Source organism: Cognataquiflexum rubidum (assembly GCF_022538115.1).
In the GTDB taxonomy this organism is placed as follows: Bacteria; Bacteroidota; Bacteroidia; order Cytophagales; family Cyclobacteriaceae; genus Cognataquiflexum; species Cognataquiflexum rubidum.
This window is the reverse complement of sequence record NZ_JAKZAL010000005.1, coordinates 205,876-223,206: the sequence shown is the minus strand read 5'-3', so window position 1 is coordinate 223,206 and position 17,331 is coordinate 205,876. Positions and strand designations below refer to the sequence as shown.

17 protein-coding genes are annotated in these 17,331 nt (G+C 43.4%); 9 read left to right on the top strand and 8 right to left on the bottom strand.

Features of this window, described 5'->3' with window-relative positions:
* Positions 1-11: 11 nt before the first annotated feature.
* The 4 genes from MMU05_RS08140 to MMU05_RS08125 form a co-directional block, all read right to left on the bottom strand.
* Complete coding sequence (locus MMU05_RS08140) at positions 12-755, bottom strand: 1-(5-phosphoribosyl)-5-[(5-phosphoribosylamino)methylideneamino]imidazole-4-carboxamide isomerase (protein ID WP_241141179.1); 744 nt, start codon at positions 753-755, stop codon at positions 12-14.
* A 170-nt stretch (positions 756-925) separates the two neighbouring features.
* Positions 926-1,960 carry a YCF48-related protein gene (locus MMU05_RS08135; RefSeq protein ID WP_241141178.1) on the bottom strand — a complete coding sequence of 345 codons (1,035 nt, stop codon included), beginning with the start codon at positions 1,958-1,960 and terminating at the stop codon, positions 926-928.
* A 77-nt stretch (positions 1,961-2,037) separates the two neighbouring features.
* On the bottom strand, positions 2,038-2,484 hold the full coding sequence (locus MMU05_RS08130) for a DUF2214 family protein (protein WP_241141177.1): 447 nt from the start codon (positions 2,482-2,484) through the stop codon (positions 2,038-2,040).
* 13 nt (positions 2,485-2,497) lie between these two features.
* Positions 2,498-3,436, bottom strand: coding sequence for a sugar phosphate isomerase/epimerase family protein (locus MMU05_RS08125; RefSeq protein WP_241141176.1), 939 nt, complete (start codon positions 3,434-3,436; stop codon positions 2,498-2,500).
* Positions 3,437-3,744: 308 nt separating this feature from the next.
* On the opposite strand from MMU05_RS08125, the gene MMU05_RS08120 reads away from it, so the two are divergent.
* Together MMU05_RS08120 and MMU05_RS08115 are read left to right on the top strand one after the other, a co-directional pair.
* The gene (locus MMU05_RS08120) at positions 3,745-5,451 is read left to right on the top strand and encodes a GMC oxidoreductase (protein WP_241141175.1); all 1,707 of its coding nucleotides are present in this window, start codon (positions 3,745-3,747) and stop codon (positions 5,449-5,451) included.
* Between the two features lie 4 nt (positions 5,452-5,455).
* A complete protein-coding gene (locus MMU05_RS08115; protein ID WP_241141174.1) occupies positions 5,456-6,049 on the top strand; it encodes a gluconate 2-dehydrogenase subunit 3 family protein in 594 nt (197 codons plus the stop codon).
* 465 nt (positions 6,050-6,514) lie between these two features.
* Here the strand turns inward: MMU05_RS08115 and MMU05_RS08110 are convergent, their stop codons facing one another.
* The 3 genes from MMU05_RS08110 to MMU05_RS08100 form a co-directional block, all read right to left on the bottom strand.
* On the bottom strand, positions 6,515-7,288 hold the full coding sequence (locus tag MMU05_RS08110; RefSeq protein WP_241141173.1) for a hypothetical protein: 774 nt from the start codon (positions 7,286-7,288) through the stop codon (positions 6,515-6,517).
* 466 nt (positions 7,289-7,754) lie between these two features.
* On the bottom strand, positions 7,755-9,275 hold the full coding sequence (locus MMU05_RS08105) for a P-loop NTPase family protein (protein WP_241141172.1): 1,521 nt from the start codon (positions 9,273-9,275) through the stop codon (positions 7,755-7,757).
* Between the two features lie 3 nt (positions 9,276-9,278).
* Positions 9,279-10,379 (bottom strand): vWA domain-containing protein, encoded by a 1,101-nt coding sequence (locus MMU05_RS08100; protein WP_113923534.1) that lies wholly within the window; start codon positions 10,377-10,379, stop codon positions 9,279-9,281.
* Positions 10,380-10,611: 232 nt separating this feature from the next.
* Between MMU05_RS08100 and MMU05_RS08095 the strand changes: the two genes are divergently transcribed.
* The 3 genes from MMU05_RS08095 to MMU05_RS08085 all read left to right on the top strand — a co-directional run bounded on the left by MMU05_RS08095 (position 10,612) and on the right by MMU05_RS08085 (position 12,290).
* Complete coding sequence (locus MMU05_RS08095; protein WP_241141171.1) at positions 10,612-11,685, top strand: AI-2E family transporter; 1,074 nt, start codon at positions 10,612-10,614, stop codon at positions 11,683-11,685.
* Positions 11,686-11,824: 139 nt separating this feature from the next.
* Positions 11,825-12,031, top strand: a complete 207-nt coding sequence (locus tag MMU05_RS08090) for a hypothetical protein (protein WP_241141170.1) — start codon at positions 11,825-11,827, stop codon at positions 12,029-12,031.
* On the top strand, positions 12,018-12,290 hold the full coding sequence (locus tag MMU05_RS08085) for an acylphosphatase (RefSeq protein ID WP_241141169.1): 273 nt from the start codon (positions 12,018-12,020) through the stop codon (positions 12,288-12,290). The genes MMU05_RS08090 and MMU05_RS08085 overlap by 14 nt, the downstream gene beginning before the upstream one ends.
* A 1,233-nt stretch (positions 12,291-13,523) precedes the next feature.
* Here the strand turns inward: MMU05_RS08085 and MMU05_RS08080 are convergent.
* Positions 13,524-13,769, bottom strand: a complete 246-nt coding sequence (locus tag MMU05_RS08080) for a Kazal-type serine protease inhibitor family protein (protein WP_241141168.1) — start codon at positions 13,767-13,769, stop codon at positions 13,524-13,526.
* Between the two features lie 194 nt (positions 13,770-13,963).
* Here MMU05_RS08080 and MMU05_RS08075 point away from each other — a divergent pair, with 194 nt between their 5' ends.
* The 4 genes from MMU05_RS08075 to prmC all read left to right on the top strand — a co-directional run bounded on the left by MMU05_RS08075 (position 13,964) and on the right by prmC (position 17,305).
* Positions 13,964-15,724 carry a carbamoyltransferase family protein gene (locus MMU05_RS08075; RefSeq protein ID WP_241141167.1) on the top strand — a complete coding sequence of 587 codons (1,761 nt, stop codon included), beginning with the start codon at positions 13,964-13,966 and terminating at the stop codon, positions 15,722-15,724.
* Positions 15,725-15,801: 77 nt separating this feature from the next.
* Complete coding sequence (locus MMU05_RS08070; RefSeq protein ID WP_241141166.1) at positions 15,802-16,086, top strand: hypothetical protein; 285 nt, start codon at positions 15,802-15,804, stop codon at positions 16,084-16,086.
* Between the two features lie 95 nt (positions 16,087-16,181).
* Positions 16,182-16,451, top strand: coding sequence for a magnesium citrate secondary transporter (locus tag MMU05_RS08065; protein WP_241141165.1), 270 nt, complete (start codon positions 16,182-16,184; stop codon positions 16,449-16,451).
* A complete protein-coding gene (prmC, locus tag MMU05_RS08060; protein WP_241141164.1) occupies positions 16,448-17,305 on the top strand; it encodes a peptide chain release factor N(5)-glutamine methyltransferase in 858 nt (285 codons plus the stop codon). The genes MMU05_RS08065 and prmC overlap by 4 nt, the downstream gene beginning before the upstream one ends.
* Positions 17,306-17,331: the final 26 nt, after the last annotated feature.

Here is a 17,331-nt window from a genome sequence, read left to right as displayed (position 1 = left end):
AATGATTTGATCTATTTATTCTCTGCCATGAATTTGTCTAGGTCCTTGAGGGTAATCAGTCCTTCATAATATGCCCTTCCAAACACTGCTGCAGTCACGCCCAAATCTTTCAGTCTTTTGAAGTCATCAATATTTCTCACTCCGCCACTAGCTGCAAGGTGGATTTTTGGATATTTCTCCACTATCTTTTCATAAAGCTCAAAATTCGGCCCTTCCAAAACTCCATCTCTCGTCACATCAGATACTTTGAGGTACTTCAGGCCCCGCTCATAGAAGTACTCGATATGGTCAAAAAGGTCAATTTCTGTCTTCTTCAGCCATCCCCTTGTTTTGATCTTCATATGTTCGGGGTTGGTATCTGCTGCCAAAATAATCTTTTCGCGACCATAGGTCACCATCCATTGGGCAAATCTTTCTGGATAAGATGCGGCAACGGATGCCGCCGTGATGGTTTTGGCGCCATACTCAAAGCACTTCAACAAATCTCCATCTGTAGAAATCCCTCCCGTAAAATCCACAATCAGGTTGGTATAGCCTGCAATGGCCTCCAGGATATGGTAGTTTTTTGGTTCACCCCTGCGCGCACCATCTAAGTCCACCAAGTGCAGCCACTTGATACCATGATCTTCAAAGGCTTGGGCAATCTCCAAAGGGTTATTGGAAATCACTTCCTCGGTAGCAAAATCCCCTCTTTTGAGGCGGACACATTTGCCATTGATGATCCAAATTGATGGGATGATATCGAAATCAGTCATAGCTTCAATAGGTTGGGGTTGGGAAATTGATAAAATTCCTGCAAGGCAAACTTAAAAATCTAAGTCCTCATCAGGATTTTAAAGATAATACAAGATAGCAGAATTTGACAACAGGCCCCCAAAAGTTTGCCTATTTTTCGACTAAAGAGCATAATTGGATCAGAAGTCTGTTAATAAATGAGCCTTCCAATGAGACCTTTGGCACCGGAAGCCCAAATCGAGGTCGTGGTATGGTCCACTTTTACCGCATGGAAACCTTTTTCTGAAAACCTTGTCCAATCGACCCCTCTATTGGTCGAAAAATCCGATCCGTTGGGTCCGACTGTAATCAGCCAACCGAATCTGGAGAAAAATTCAACCCCTGACCTGTAGCCGCTTGGCCTTTTTCCGGAAGTCAGGTTCCAGGTTTTTCCTTTATCCGAGGAAACAATGCTGTTGTTTGTACTTGAATCTGCTTGGGTAAAATCCCCTCCCACAGCTACAATGCCATCCACGTCAATTCTCACCATCGAAAAAATCCCTTGGGAATCTTCATTCTGCAAAATAGGAGTGCTGTACTTTTCCCAATGAAATCCATTGTCAGCTGAACGGTAGATTTTGCTGTCCTTACCGGCACTTGCAAACCATATATTGTCTTCGTCTGCCAAAATTCCCGAGCCGCTCGCGGCAAAAGATCCACCTCCGACAGGACCATCGGGACTCAATTCCAATTCATGCCAGGTGTCTCCAAGATCTTTGGTTTCTAATACCATCCACTTTTCATCCACGACATCTCCTATGACATATCCGGTATTTTTATAAAAAGCCATGCCGTCAAGAAATGCCTTTTCGGGTCCCTGATACTTCTTTGCCCAGGTTTTGCCTCCATCGACAGTTTTGTAAATCACAGCAGGCTGACCCGAGGCCATGGCTATGGCAGTGTTGGCATCAATGCCCTCAATGTCCCTAAAATCAACCGAATCCAGCCCGTCTATAATTCCCGTTTCCCATGTTTCACCACCATCAAGGGTTTTCATCCAAGTTCCTTCCGAACCGCTAGCCCACACTATTTGTTCGGTGATAGGCGACAAACCACGCAAGGACGCTGTACTCGGGGTTTCAATTACTTTCCAACCGATGGGTTTTTCCGGAATGACAGCTTTTTTGGATTTGTTACAGGCGACAAGCAATAACAGAATCATAAAAAGGGATGCGTATTTTTTCATAGGGATAGTTTTATTATGGGCAATTGACCCAAAAACAGTCAATTCAAAACTTTAACAGAAATTTTTCTATTTTGATTTCATCCAAAATTCCCAATTCCTTTTGCCATCAATCCTGCCAAGATCGGGATGATAAATAAGAGTAACAATTCTAGCCGAATCATCCAAAAAATGGAGCTGGGAACCTGAATATTTTCCTGTTGGTCTCCTTTTTTCTGTTTTATGAAAAAAACTGTCGGGTAGATGGACAGGATGCCAATGGCAACAAATAGGATAAGTTTGGTATTGAAAAGTGAATTATTGCTGTAAAACTCTGTCGGCTTACCGTAGCCACCCAACCATAGCGTCATACCGACAGCCAACAGGATCAAGACCACCAAACCATAAATCCCGTCAATTTTTGCCAATCTTCCGATTTCAGAACGGGTCATGGTTTTTTTCAGCAACAAATGCTCGGAAACGAGCGAACCCACTATCGCAAAAATGCTGATAAAGTGTACGTATCGGAGGAGGATTTCTATGGTCATGGAAATTTTACTTTTATACTAACGCTTTTCTTAATTCCCCAAGCAACTCGGGGACTTTGGTCATGGCATCATAAGGCACATTTAGATCGGGATCGGGAAGGGTCTCAATGGGAACGTAACCTCGGTAATTGGAATTCCGGATGATAGCGACCAATTTATTCATATCAATCTTTCCACCTTTTCGGTCGCTAAGCAATTCCTTCACTTGCCAATTGACTGCATATGGAATCACACGTGCGATATCTGCATAAGGGTCAGGAGTCAGGAAAAACCCGGTGTCCACGATTGTGCCCAACCAATCCGAATTGACCATCTCCAAGACTTTGATGACTTCATCTGCACTCTTTAGCATATCGCCATGGTTTTGGACGCCAACCATCACGCCAAACTGCTTGCCATGATCTGCACACTCGGCCAAAGCCTCTGCCATCCAAACAGCCGTATCGTCCCAGGTATGTTCCTTGGGCTGCACACCAGCAAAAACCCGTAAGACCGGCGCTCCCATCTCTGCAGCAACCTCAATCCAAACTTTGGCCAAGGCAACATCCGCATTTCGTTTGGCTTTGTCCGCAGTCGCAAAATCATTCCGGATGCCTGTTCCGCTGATTCCAAGACCGAGTTGAAAAGCCCTTTGCTTGAATTCGTTGATAAACTTCCGTTCCGGTCTTGCGTGATATCCGGGAAAAAAATATCCTGTGGGATCGACAGCATCAAAATCCAGACGGGCAGATTCTTCCAACATATCAAACAGACTCATCCCACCGGTTTCGCCTTTTTGGAATTTGTAGAGTTGCACATAGTAGGACCAGGCATTCAGTCCGACCTTGATTTTGGATGAGGTAACTGCGTTGAACCTTGGTTTTGGGGCACCAAGTACCTCCTGTATCGGCAATACACCCAATCCCAAACCCAAAGGGAGAGCAGATTTGAGAAAATTACGGCGGTCGGTCATAATTCAATGGTATGGAAAGCAAATCAAGGTACTTATAAATATGCTAAGTTTCATGAACCAGATAAACCTTGAAAAGATACTCATTGATATTGGATATTTATTGATATTGGTTCTAATCACCACATAGTAATTTGGCTTTGAGGGAACTTTTCAAAAATTGAATTGCCATAAAATTTTTCTGCGCATATCTGCGCAATCTGTGGGAGTCAATTATCCGATATATAGCCTTCCAAGTAAAATCCTGAAAGCTGACTCCCGCTTTTCCTTATAAATACCTATATTTTACCCTTCTAAATAAACCTATTGTAATGGCCAACTTTAATATCGATGCTAAAAAGGAGATGACCTACGATGCGATTGTCATCGGTTCGGGAATCAGCGGGGGATGGGCTGCCAAGGAACTCTGCGAAAAGGGACTGAAGACCCTTGTCCTCGAGCGTGGCAGGATCGTCGAACATGTTGTGGATTACCCCACCATGACTTTGGATCCTTGGGATACCGAGCTCCGTGGAGGACTCACTCCCGAGCAGAGGGACATCCACCCAAAGGGCAACAGGTCCGGATTTATCGGCGAGATGAACCATCATTTCCACGCCAACGATCTCGAAAACCCCTACACAGAAGTCAAACCTTTCCTATGGATCCGTGCCCATCAGATGGGAGGAAGATCCCTCCTTTGGGGAAAACAGACCTACCGATGGTCTGACTTGGACTTCGAAGCCAATATGAAAGATGGTCATGGTGTAGATTGGCCGATCCGATACAAGGATATTGAATCTTGGTACACTTATGTAGAAAAGTTTGCCGGTATCAGTGGGGAAGCACTTGGCTTGCCACAATTGCCGGACAGTCATTTTCTGCCTCCAATGGAGCTCAACTGTGTGGAAAAACACGTCAGAGAAAGAATAGAAAAGGAATTTTCAGGAAGAAATATGATCATCGGAAGGGTGGCCCACCTGACCGAACCGCTTAACGGACGTGGCAAATGCCAATTCCGAAACCGCTGTGACCGGGGCTGCCCCTACGGCACTTACTTCAGCAGCAATGCGGTGACTTTACCTGCTGCAAATGCCACAGGAAACCTGACCATCAGACCGTTTTCCATTGTACAGGAACTGATCTATGACAAGGAAAAAGGAAGGGCCACCGGTGTAAGGATCATCGATTCGGAATCAAGTGAAGTCATCGAGTACAATGCCAAAATCATTTTCTGCAATGCCTCCACGCTGAGCAGTACACAGATCTTGTTGAATTCTGTTTCTGACCGGTTCCCTAACGGACTCGGCAATGACAGCGGGGAATTGGGACACAATCTCATGGACCATACTTACCGGGTCGGTGCAATGGGTACAGTAGAAGGATTTGACGACCAATACTACAAAGGCCGCCGTCCAAACGGCATCTATATCCCGCGGTATGTCAACCTTGATGATAAAACCAAATCCGACAAATTTGTCAGGGGATTTGGATTCCAAGGTGGCGGCGGAAGAGGCAATTGGGGTGCAGGAGCCAATGTCGAGGACTTTGGCGCAGACTTCAAAGACCGAATGATGAAACCCGGACCTTGGGAATTCTTCATTACGGGTTTTGCAGAATGTCTTCCTTACCATGAAAACAAAGTGTACCTCAACAAAGACGTCCTCGACAAATGGGGTCAGCCTACATTATCAATAGATGCTGAATGGGGTGCTAATGAACTTGCCATCAATGCCCAAATGAGGATAGATGCCAAGGAAATGCTTGACCGTGCTGGTTTGACAAATGTCACCGACTTTGACAACAAACATGAAATGGGATACGGCATCCACGAGATGGGAACCGCACGCATGGGACGCGATCCAAAGACTTCGGTCCTCAATGGAAATAACCAAGTGCATGACTGCAAAAACGTGTTTGTGACCGATGGCGCCTGCATGACTTCCTCCTCTTGCGTCAATCCATCTCTTACCTATATGGCACTCACTGCCCGGGCAGCAAACTTTGCCGTCGACGAACTCAAAAAAAATAACCTCTAATGCCATGAACAGACGAGACGCACTTAGAAAAACAGCCCTTTTGGCGGGATCAGCCGCCGCAGCGCCGACACTCCTTTCCCTGCTTCAATCCTGCGCCAAGCAGGACAGACTGACTTGGCAACCGGTCTTTTTGAATGAAGATCAGGCGAGGTTTATCTCCTCATTTGTGGATACTATCCTGCCAAAAACCGAGACACCGGGAGCTTTGGATGTGAAGACAGATATCTTTATGGATTTGGTGTTTGCCAAAACCTACAACAAAGAAGCCCAAGATAAGGTGGTGGCAGATATTGAAAAATTCAATGCGGACTGCAAGTCGACTTATGGCGATGTCTTTGCCAACCTGAGTCCGGAAGACAAAACCGCCTGCCTCAAAGCCGCAGAAGCAAGTTCCCCGAAGTTCAATCCAAAAGTATGGGGAACAGCCGTTGGGAATCAGGAACCGGTAGGTTTCTACCGCTCGCTAAAGTCCATGGCCATGTGGGGATACTTCTCTTCCGAGGAGATTGGCAAAAATGTCCTTAGCTACGATCCCATCCCGGGTGAATTCCTTGGATGCATCCCTCTCTCCGATGTGGGAAATACCTGGAGTATATAAAAAAAGAAAATCCGTCGAAAGGCGGTTTTTTTGTTTATTAAAAGTGGGGCGTAGCCCCCAAATCTTCGTAGCAAAGAGATATGGTATAAGAACTATAGGGGCGTAGCCCTGAGATTGTTCATTCATTTGTTTTTGCCTTAGGTTTTAAGATTTCAGGGCCCTGCCCCTCTTGAGTAGGTTTTTGATGCTTTTTATTACGAAGATTAGAGGGCTATGCACCCTTTGTCTAATAGAATTGTTCTTCATTTGAAATCCATTGGGATATTCATCAAATGGAGAAGCAGGATAGCGGTGGGAGATTTCCTGCTTCCGGAAAAGCAGGATAACAAGACTGGCTCTGCGTGGGTAACATTTTAAAAAAATAACCCTCACGATAACTCAGGAGGGTCATTCTCATTGATTAGCTGTGCGAATTGGAAGATTTTTTTGCCTTTATCAAGACTTGGGACTCAGACTGGAATAGCCTCATTTTACCACTGTCAGAACAAGATTCCACTCGTAAACGAAATCTTGTGATGGAATTTCACCTCTAACAAGAATTTCATGCCTTCCGATTTTCAGTTTCTTTAACATCATAAAATATCCATCAATCAACCCCGGTTGAGGCTCACCTGTAACACAAACATCATAACATTCCATCAAAGCGGGATTGCCCTTAAAATAAAATAGATCTGTGCTAAGCCTGTATGCCATGGGGTCCTCAATCTCAGTGCCATCAATAAATACTTCAACTTTTTCAATGGGATCAATTATACCTTTAGCATAGTCGCTTAAAAAACTTTCCAGACTTTGTCCTTCCTCCGGTCCCCATTCATATTCCGCAGGACATGGATAATTATTAAAGAAGAAAGCGGGCGATAGTAAAACATGTTGGTCTTGGGTGATCGTATACTCATCCGCAGAGGTACCTATAGAATACCCAAAAGGTGCAACCACTTTGCCGCCCAAGTTCAGCATTTGATGAATAAAGATGGTTTCGCAATTGAGGGAATATACCTTTTTCCCAAATTCAATGGCCCAACCTGCAGTACTCTTTCCAAACATGTGGGCAGTTTTTGGAAATACGAGTGAGTTGTTTACCCGAAGGGTGGGATCTGTTTCTTCAACTGTTTCGGTGGTAGCCGGGTCTTCCTTCACGACAGCAGTTTCTGTAAATTCATCTGTTTGGCAGGATGTAAACAAAAGCGTTAAAACCAGGCCAAAGCCTAGTCCATTTTTTAAAGAAAAGTAAGTTTTCATTTGGCTTAAATTTAATAGTTATACCTACTCTGTTGGAGGATTTTCGGTAAGTTCCTTTTGAATTTAAATGGAGTAATGAATACTGATGAAATAGATTTGGTCCTGTTTGAACACAAACAAAACCTTCAATTGGAGAAAATAAATGGAATGGACGCTACTGATAATACCCGGTACTTTGAAAATTTTCAAATGGAGAAAAAAGCTTGGGAACCCGTAATGCGTAATGAGAAAATTAAAATAGATGTTTCTACCGGTTTCTGTCAGAGAAGGAATAATAGGTTACTGGTAGTCGTTGGCTAATGGCAAAGAAAGCGAAATAAAAATGACACTCTAATTTAATAAAAATAAGTAGAAAATATCAATATTGGTATTTATTTTTGATTTAATGGTACTATCCCCTAAGAATAAAAGACCTCCCGATGGCTCAGGAGGGTTTTTCATTGATTAGCTGTGTGTATTGGAATATTTAATTGTCTTCATCAAAATCCTCGTCCCCGGGTGTCCCCATGTCAAACATCGAGCTGAACAAGTCCTTGAACTGCATCCCGGTGTCGAGCATTTTTTTGCTGAGTTGGCTGTATTCTGCCAATCCATGAAGTGCAAATTCCATGAAGAATTCCTTTTCTCTTTCGGGTAATGCTTTCACCTGTTTGGTCACGATGCTTTCGAGCCCCGGAACCTGATGCAGGAGTGTCTTGTATTCTTTGTCGCTTTGCGAAGCCAATAAATCGAGGGTATTTCCTTCCCCAAACCATGACAGCGGCAGGGTGTACAGGTTATCGGTTTTCTCTTTTTTCTTTTGCTCAGGTGAAGGGAAGAAATCTGTGAATAAGGTCCGGATGGCTTTGCCGATCAGGGTATAAGCTACCAGTCCTGCGCCTTCCTGTTCGCCTTCATAGACGAGTTCCACCTTGCCTGTGATGGCAGGAATGACGCCAATCAGGTCCGATATCCTGACAACCGTATTTTCCTCATTATTCATATAGATCCTTCTTTCGGCAGCGGAAATGAGGTTTTCATAAGCGGAGATAGTCAGACGGGCTGACACACCGCTTTTCTCATCCACATATTCACTCTTTCTCGCCTCCACGGCAATCTGCTCGATGAGGTCTTTCATCAGCATCGGCACATGGATTTTGTCCAAAGGCTTTCCGTCCAGTTTTGCTTCCTGTGCGGTAATTCTTTTGCCGATCTCAATGCTCTTGGGATAATGCGTGATGATCTGACTTTCGATCCTGTCCTTTAGCGGAGTGACGATCGAACCTCGGTTGGTATAGTCCTCCGGATTGGCGGTAAAAACAAACTGAATATCAAGCGGCAACCTCAATTTGAATCCTCGGATCTGGATGTCTCCTTCCTGCAGGATATTGAAAAGTGCCACCTGTATCCTTGCCTGAAGATCGGGAAGTTCGTTGATGACGAAGATAGAACGGTGGGAGCGGGGGACAAGTCCATAGTGGATAACGCGCTCGTCGTTGTAAGAAAGCTTCATCGTCGCAGCTTTGATCGGATCCACATCCCCGATAAGGTCAGCTACCGATACGTCTGGGGTTGCAAGCTTTTCAGTATAGCGTTCATCCCTGTGCCACCATGAGATGGGCGTATGGTCGCCTTTGTGCTGTATGAGTTCTTTGGAAAAAGTCGTCAGCGGAGCAAAAGGATCATCATTGAGTTCGGAGCCTTCCACTACAGGAATGTACTCATCCAACAAGTGCGTCATTTGTCTCGCAATCCTGGTTTTGGCTTGACCGCGGAGACCGAGGAGGTTGATATTGTGACGGGAAAGGATTGCCCGCTCGATGTCAGGAATGACTGTATCTTCATATCCCCAAATTCCTTCGAAAACGTTTTCTTTGTTTTTGATCTTGTGGATCAGGTTTTGGCGGAGTTCTTCTTTGATGGATTTGGATTGGTATCCGGCGGCTTTGAGTTCGCCTAGGGTTTTTATTTTCAAAAGGTCTTTTCCTGCTAGTTTGCTGTAATCCATGTGTTAAAATTTTTTGGTTCGGTTTCTTTTATAATCTTCAAAAATCAGGTCTCCAAGACCTTTGAGGCTACTGTAATAGGCGTTTCCGTTGTTGACTTTGGTAAATTCCTTGACAAATTCCTTCAGGTAAGGATCCGAAGCAATCATAAATGTGGTGACAGGAATCTTCAGCTTGCGGCATTGTGCGGCGAGTTTCAGGGTTTCATTGAGAATCTTGCTGTCGATGCCAAAGGCGTTTTTATAGTATTTGATGCCGACTTTGAGACAAGTGGGCTTGCCGTCGGTAATCATAAATATCTGTTTGTTGGGATTCTTTCTCCTCCTCAATAAGTCCATCGCCAATTCCAATCCTGCGACGGTATTGGTATGGTAAGGACCGACTTGGAGGTAAGGCAGATCTTTGATCTCAATCTGCCAAGCGTCATTGCCAAAGACGATGATGTCGAGGGTATCTTTTGGATACCGGGTTTTGATGAGTTCGGCGAGTGCCATGGCGACTTTCTTGGCAGGCGTAATCCTGTCCTCACCATACAAAATCATGGAATGCGAGATGTCAATCATCAGCACGGTGGAAGTCTGGGAGCGGAATTCATTCTCGACAACTTCCAAATCATCTTCGGTCAAAAGATAATCTCCTCCAAAACCGTGGTTTACCTGTGCATTTCTGATCGAATCGGTAAGTGCTATTTGATCAAGGTTGTCCCCAAAAGTGTAAGGCCGGCGGTCAGTTCCTTTCTCTTCGCCCTGACCGGAGTGGGTGGTGCGGTGTTGGCCGCTTTTGCCGCGTTTGAGTTTGCCGAAGATTTCTTCCAACGCACTTTTTCTGATGGTTTGCTCGGCTTTGGAAGTGATTTTGAATTCTCCTTTTTGATTTTCCTCAGTGAGGTAGCCTTTGGTTTTGAGATCTTCTATAAAATCACCGATGCCGTAACCGGGATTGGTCATGTTGTAGCGCTTGTCGAGGTTGGTCAACCAAGAAAGTGCCTCGGCCACATCCCCGCCGGTCATGGTCACGAGCTGGAGGAAAATATTGAGCAGGTTTTCGAAGGTGTTTTTCTCCGGATCGTTGGGCGGGACGTATTGCGTAAATCGAAATCCTTTCATAGCAAAGTCATAACACAATCAAGGCAAAGCTGGTTTGGATTCGGGAAAAAATAATTGGGTGGGGTTTTGGTTACGGGTTATTAGGTTAGTGGTTATTGAGGCTGAAATGGTTTTGACCTATAAAAATTTGGCAAAGATGGAATTTTATCCAAATTTTATTTCTAAATAATGCCATTCCATTGCCAAAGGACGCTTACCTTAGATTTTGAAACCCAAACTCTCAGCAACTTATATGGAAAAGAACCTGCCCGAATCGAGCCCAAAAATCAAAATCAACCCGGTAGTTTTTCATTCTCTTCAGTTGCTTGCCCTTGGTTTATTGTTGGTTTGGTGTTTTTTCATTCTGGAGCCTTTCATCACACCTTTGGTTTGGGCGGCGGTTTTGGCGACAACCTTTTACCCTCTCCATATTCGACTTTCACGTAGGTTGAAGGGAAAGAATGCACTTTCTGCCACCATCATAGCCCTGACGCTACTGTTGCTGATCATCGGACCTGGCGTATTGTTGCTGATTGCGACAGCGGATGAATTCAAAGAGCTGGTTGATGCCTATAGAAACAACGACCTGCACGTGCCTCCACCGGCTGAGAAAGTTGCAGAATGGCCGATTATCGGGAAAAAGATTTATGCACTTTGGGTAGAGGCTTCGGAAAGTCTTTCCCAAACCCTGACCAATCACCAAGATGAAATCAGGCCATATTTGTTGAAGTTTCTGGACCTTTTGAAGAGCAGCGCCAAGGGTTTGCTGTTATTTTCATTGTCCATCGGCATCAGCGGGGTCATGCTCGCCTATGCTAAGGAAGGCTCCCAAATGCTCAAGACGTTTTTCACCAAGCTTGCTGGAAAAATGGGTGAAGATATGGCCGATAGTGCCGAGGTGACCATACGAAATGTAGTCAAGGGAATATTGGGAGTTGCTTTGATCCAAGCTGTCTTTGCCGGTATTGGTCTTGTCGTCGCCGGAATACCCTTTGCAGGAGTTTGGATTTTGATCTGCCTGATATTGTCTATTGTACAGATCGGTATACTTCCGGTTTCCATCGGGACGATCATCTATATCTGGGGGACAGCCGACAGCCTGACAGCGAGTTTGTTTACCGTGTGGATGCTGGTGGCAGGTTTGTTGGACAATTTTCTCAAGCCGATCTTATTGGGAAAAGGCGCACCTGCACCGATGGCCATTGTGTTTATGGGCGCTATAGGGGGATTTATATTTTCCGGGTTTATCGGGCTTTTTACGGGGGCCATCATATTGACACTTGGATACAAGCTCGCCGCAGGCTGGCTTGCAGCCGAAAGTGAATAAGCCCAGTCCTGAATGTAACAGGGCTAACAGACCTATTCCATCCCTATTCCCGCAAGGATTGTCTTTCTGATTTGGATTGAAAGCAGATGCAACAATCGGATTTGATTTTTTGTTATCAGGTTATAAAACATTGATAGCCATGAAAAACTACCTCTTTCCTGTTTATTTGGTAACCGCGGTTTTGATCGTCTATGTGACAGCCATTCAGGTCAACCTTGCTACTTCTTTGATATTGTTTGTATTTTCCTTTTCACCGGTTTTGGTTCTTTGGATGGTGTATAGGGTTCTTACTGCAGATGTGGAAGTAACTTCGACTTTCGAAGAAAAATGGTATGAAGATCAATAAGCAAATCAAAGTCTCAGGCAGGGTTCAGGGAGTTTTCTTTCGGAAAAGTACCCAACAAAAAGCCCTGGAGCTTGGGATTAAAGGTTGGGTGAAAAATGAGCCTGATGGGTCCGTCTTGGTAGAAATGGAAGGTAATCTTTCTGCTATGATGGAAATGGAAGAATGGCTGAAACACGGACCGCCATTGGCCAAAGTTGACTTTCTTGAAATTACAGATGGTGAAGTTCTCAACCATGCAGATTTTTTAATTGTAAGGTGAATTGCTGGCAATTTCTTTCCTGAAGGTCTGCAATCAGTAGAGAAAAAATAATTCATTTATTCCCGCAGATCGCGCAGATTGACGCAGATAATTTGCCCGAAATTTTCCTAATTCCTCTAACAAATCCATTCCTCTCTGCAAAAGTCTGCAGGAGAAAATTAGATCATATTGCTCCGGCAGATCACGCAGATTAACGCAGAAAAATTCCAATAATCAATCCCTAAACCATTGACCTGTCAAATCCCTTCTGCAAAAGTCTGCGAAGTCTGGGGGAATATATTTCGCCTAAGTCAGTGTCCCCACTGACTTTTCATACAAAAAGTTCTTCAATTTTTAGTCCCGCAGATCACACGGATCGACGCAGATCAATTCCTCCGCCTAAGTCAGTGTCTTCACTGACTTGTTGATTCGAAAATGTTTTTTATAATGGCAGTGCTGACACTTACAGGTGCGAGGATAGACGAAGAAAGATTCCAAAAAATATTCCTTTGAAAGCACTTTTTATTCCTTCTCTTCTGCGAAAGTCTGCGAAGTCTGCGGGAGAAAATACTTCGCCTAAGTCAGTGTCCCCACTGACTTCTCATACAAAAAGTTCTTCAATTTTAAGTCCCGCAGATCACGCGGACCGACGCAGATCAATTACTCTGCCTGAGTCAGTGTCCTCACTGACTTGTTGATTCGATAATGTTTTTTATAATGGCAGTGCTGACACTGGCAGGTGCGAGGATAGACGAAGAAAGATTCCAAAAAATATTCCTTTGAAAGCACTATTTATTCCTTCCCTTCTGCGAAAGCCTGCGAAGTCTGCGGGAGAACATACTTCGCCCAAGTCAGTGTCCCCACTGACTTTTCATACAAAAAGTTCTTCAATTTTAAGTCCCGCAGATCACGCGGATCGACACAGAAAAATTCCCATAATCAATCCCTAAATCATTGACCTGTCAAATCCCTTCTGCGAAATTCTGCGAAGTCTGCGGGAGAACATACTTCGCCTGAGTCAAGGTCTTCACTGATTTTCAATCTAAATGGTTTTTCATAATGGCAGTGAAGACACTGCCATGGGCTTCACAAAACATATAGATGGAGGCAGGAAAAAATCCAAATGATACTTTGAATCCGAAATTCACCTCTACGAAGATTTCCAAAATTCTACCGGTAAAAGTAAAAAAACCTTCCGGGGAACTTTATTTGGTTGTATTGGCCGTCAAGCACCCGGAAGGAAAAAAAGAAATCTCAATTACAAGCTCCTGAGGTAAAGGTGAGGACTCCAGCATTGATTGCTACGCAGCTATTGCTGTAGGTCTTCTTGTCACAGCCACAGACCGGATCGTATAAAAGAATACAGGCAGCATCTGTTTTTATCTTGGATGGATCGATGCATCCGTCAATGATTTGTTCTTCGGGATTCTCCTCTTCACATTGAAAGGAGAAAAGCATGATGGCTGAAAATGTGAGGATTAAAGGCAAAATCTTTTTCATAGCAAATTAATTTGGAATAAACACAAGACGTTCCTACCCAAGAAAACGCGACATGTAATAAGAAAACTTTCTTTTGTTTTTTTCTGGAAAATTTTAGGATTAAAATTAGATTTTGTTTGATTTTTTTTTCTAATTTTCATATCCAATTTATTTCGTAAACCGTATATCACCCTTATACGCCCAACTGATTCTTTATGGTTATATTAGGACTTAATTACTTTTTCCATGATTCTACCGCATGCATAGTGGTAGATGGAAAACTCGTCGCTGCTATCGAGGAAGAGCGACTCAACCGCGACAAACATACCAAACTTTTTCCTGAACTGGCCATTGCCCGTTGTTTAGAAATTGCTAAGCTCAAGTACAAAGATATTGACCACATTGCCGTGTCGATCAAACCTAGCCATAATCTAGGTAAAAAGTTACTTTATGGTATTACACATGTCAAGACCATCCGGCATTTTATAAGCCATGAGTTTGTGCATTCTTATAGAAAACAAAAAGGTTTTTGGAAATGGTATGCCGGTATTTTTGGAACCAAAACAAAAGGTCCTAAGGTCCATTTCATTCCCCATCACTTTGCCCATGCTCCGGGTTCTTTCTTTGTTTCACCTTATGAATCAGCAGCACTATTGGGTATAGATGGATCGGGAGAGTGGGCCACTACTTGGCTAGGCAAAGGCGAAGGCAACAAAGTTGAAGCCTTTGGAGAAAGCTTCTTTCCGCACTCATTGGGTTCATTTTATGAGGCTGTGACACAATTTTGTGGATTTAAGACCAATTATGATGAAGGCAAAACCATGGGACTCGCCCCGATGGGAGATCCTGAAGTTTTCAAAAAGGAAGTTGAAAAGATTGTTTCTATCGACAAAGAAGGCAGGATAAAACTGGATTTGAGCTATTTCAACTTCCAAAACATGCAGTATAATCCGCAGAAATTTTCTCATTTATCGTCCAAATTTTTGAGGGTTTTTGGAACTCCGAGAAGACCCGGAGAGGAATTTAAAAAGCACCATATGGATGTTGCTGCTGCCTTTCAAAGAGTTTTGGAAGACAGGGTTCTTGAAATATGTGAGATACTCCACCAAAAAACCAATGCCCAATACTTGGTAATCTCGGGAGGTGTTTCTTTGAACAGCGTCATGAATGGCCGTATCGTCCGCGAAAGCAAATTCAAAGATGTCTATGTCATGCCGGCCGCTGGAGATAATGGAACTGCGATAGGGGCCGCTTATTACCTATACAATGGAATACTTGAAAATAAAAGGAATTTTGTTCACATGAACCCTTATGTGGGCACACGCTATACCAATGAAGAGATTGAAAAAATCCTCACGGGCTGCAAGCTTATCTACAGTCAGCATGATGATATCTGCGAGGTAGCGGCAAGTTTGTTGGAAAGTGGAAAAATCATAGGCTGGTTTCAAGGTCCAATGGAAATCGGTCCGCGGGCGTTGGGAAGCAGGAGTATCCTTGCCAATCCGGCATTTCCTGATATGAAAGCCAAAATTAACTCTGAAATCAAATTCCGAGAGGCTTATAGGCCATTTGCTCCTTCGGCAATCGTAGAAGCAAAGGATATGTTTTTTGACTTAGAAGTCGAAGACCCATTTATGCTGAAAGTATGTAATGTTCTCAAAGACAAGCAAAGTGTGATTCCTTCTGTTACCCACGTCGATGGAAGTGCCCGATTGCAAACCGTCAGAAGAGAGCTTCATCCAAGATATTATGATGTCATCAAAAAACTCGGAGAGAAAACAGGCGTACCAGTTGTACTCAATACCAGCTTCAATATCCAAGGTGAACCCGTCGTCGAATCCCCGAAAGATGCCATCAGGTGTTTCTATTCAACAGGACTCGATGCATTGATCATTGGTAATTTTATGTTGACCAAAAAAACAGTTGCTGAGGGTATTTTCCCTTCTGAAATGGAATACAATTTTGCCTATCGGTAAAAGCTAAAAAGTCCTCCAATAATCAACAAAACCCAAAGAAGTAATGGTCTTTGGGTTTTGTTTTTTACTTTTAAACCATGGGAGAGAAAAAATGCCCCCATTGTGGGAATTGGTCAGCATGGTCAGGAATTATGACAGAGGCCTGTACTTCTTGCGGAAAACCTCTGGGTGGTAAAGACCTGGAATATCATATCAACCGAGAAAAAGATAAGAAAACAAACGCTGAGAACTGGATTTTTTTTATCAAAGAATCTGATAATGCTTTTGTCAAAAATGCCAAAATCGTGGGTAATTTTTTCTATACCATCTACATGACCATCATCACTTTTTTGGTTTGGCTGATCGCCCTGTTGCCGGGATGATAACTGTTTTCAAAAATCCTTATTTCATTTTCCCATGTATTATTTTTTGGGCGAATCAATATTTTGAAAGGATACATCACATATTTATTCCTTTTGTGCATGCCTATCTGGATGACCTTTTGGCCATGCCGGTAGTATTGGGCATCACCCTGCAGGTATTCAGATGGATTCATCCGCTGAAAAACACCTTAGTATTTACCAAATTTCAGGTAGCCCTAGGATGGGTTTACTTCTCGTTCCTATTTGAATATGCACTTCCAAAATGGTCTCATGCTTACATGGCGGATATTTTGGATGTAGTATGCTATGGCATTGGTGCTCTGATTTTTTATAATTTTATAAATGTAAGCCAAGAGAAAATATGACAACACTTCAAGGACTTTTTCAGGATTATGCCCACAAACTCCAAGTGCTCTATCCCAAACAGGAAGCCGAGAGTCTTGTTCTTTGGCTTTTTGAAGCCTATCTAGGCAAAAAAAGGATGGATATCTTAAAGAATGAAAACCTTGAAACATTGCCATCCGGATTGACTCTTGCCATGGAAAATCTGTTGGTGGGGATGCCCATTCAGTATATCCTTGGCAAAGCGCCTTTTTATGGAAGGGAATTTGAAGTTTCTCCTTCGGTATTGATTCCGAGAAGTGAGACAGAGGAACTTGTCCACTTGATACTGAAAGAAAACCCAAAAGAGGGATTGAGAATCCTCGACATCGGAACGGGTTCGGGATGTATTCCGATTTCACTTGATCTCGAAATGAATACTCCAACTGTCTTTGGTATTGACATCAGTGAGGAAGCTTTGGAAATCGCAAAAAGGAATGCGGGCTTGCTTCAATCCAAAGTAGCATTCAGTCGAATGGATATTCTGAAAGAGGATCTTCCCTTTGAAGATCTTGACATCATTGTCAGCAATCCTCCTTATGTCCGGTATTCCGAAAAGGAACTGATGCATACCAATGTTTTGGCCCATGAACCCCACTTGGCATTGTTTGTCTACGACGAAGATCCATTGTTGTTTTATAGCGTAGTCAGCCAAAAAGCGAAGAATTCACTTAAGCCAGGTGGAAAAATTTATTTTGAAATCAATGAGGCTTTTGGAAAAGAGACCAGGCATTTGATGGAAAAATCGGGTTATGAGGAAGTCACAATTTTCGAAGACCTAAATGGAAAACAAAGAATGATCAGAGGCGTGAAAGGAAAAGGTATTGACCGTCAATGAGTTTAGTAAGTTTTGAAGTTTGCAGT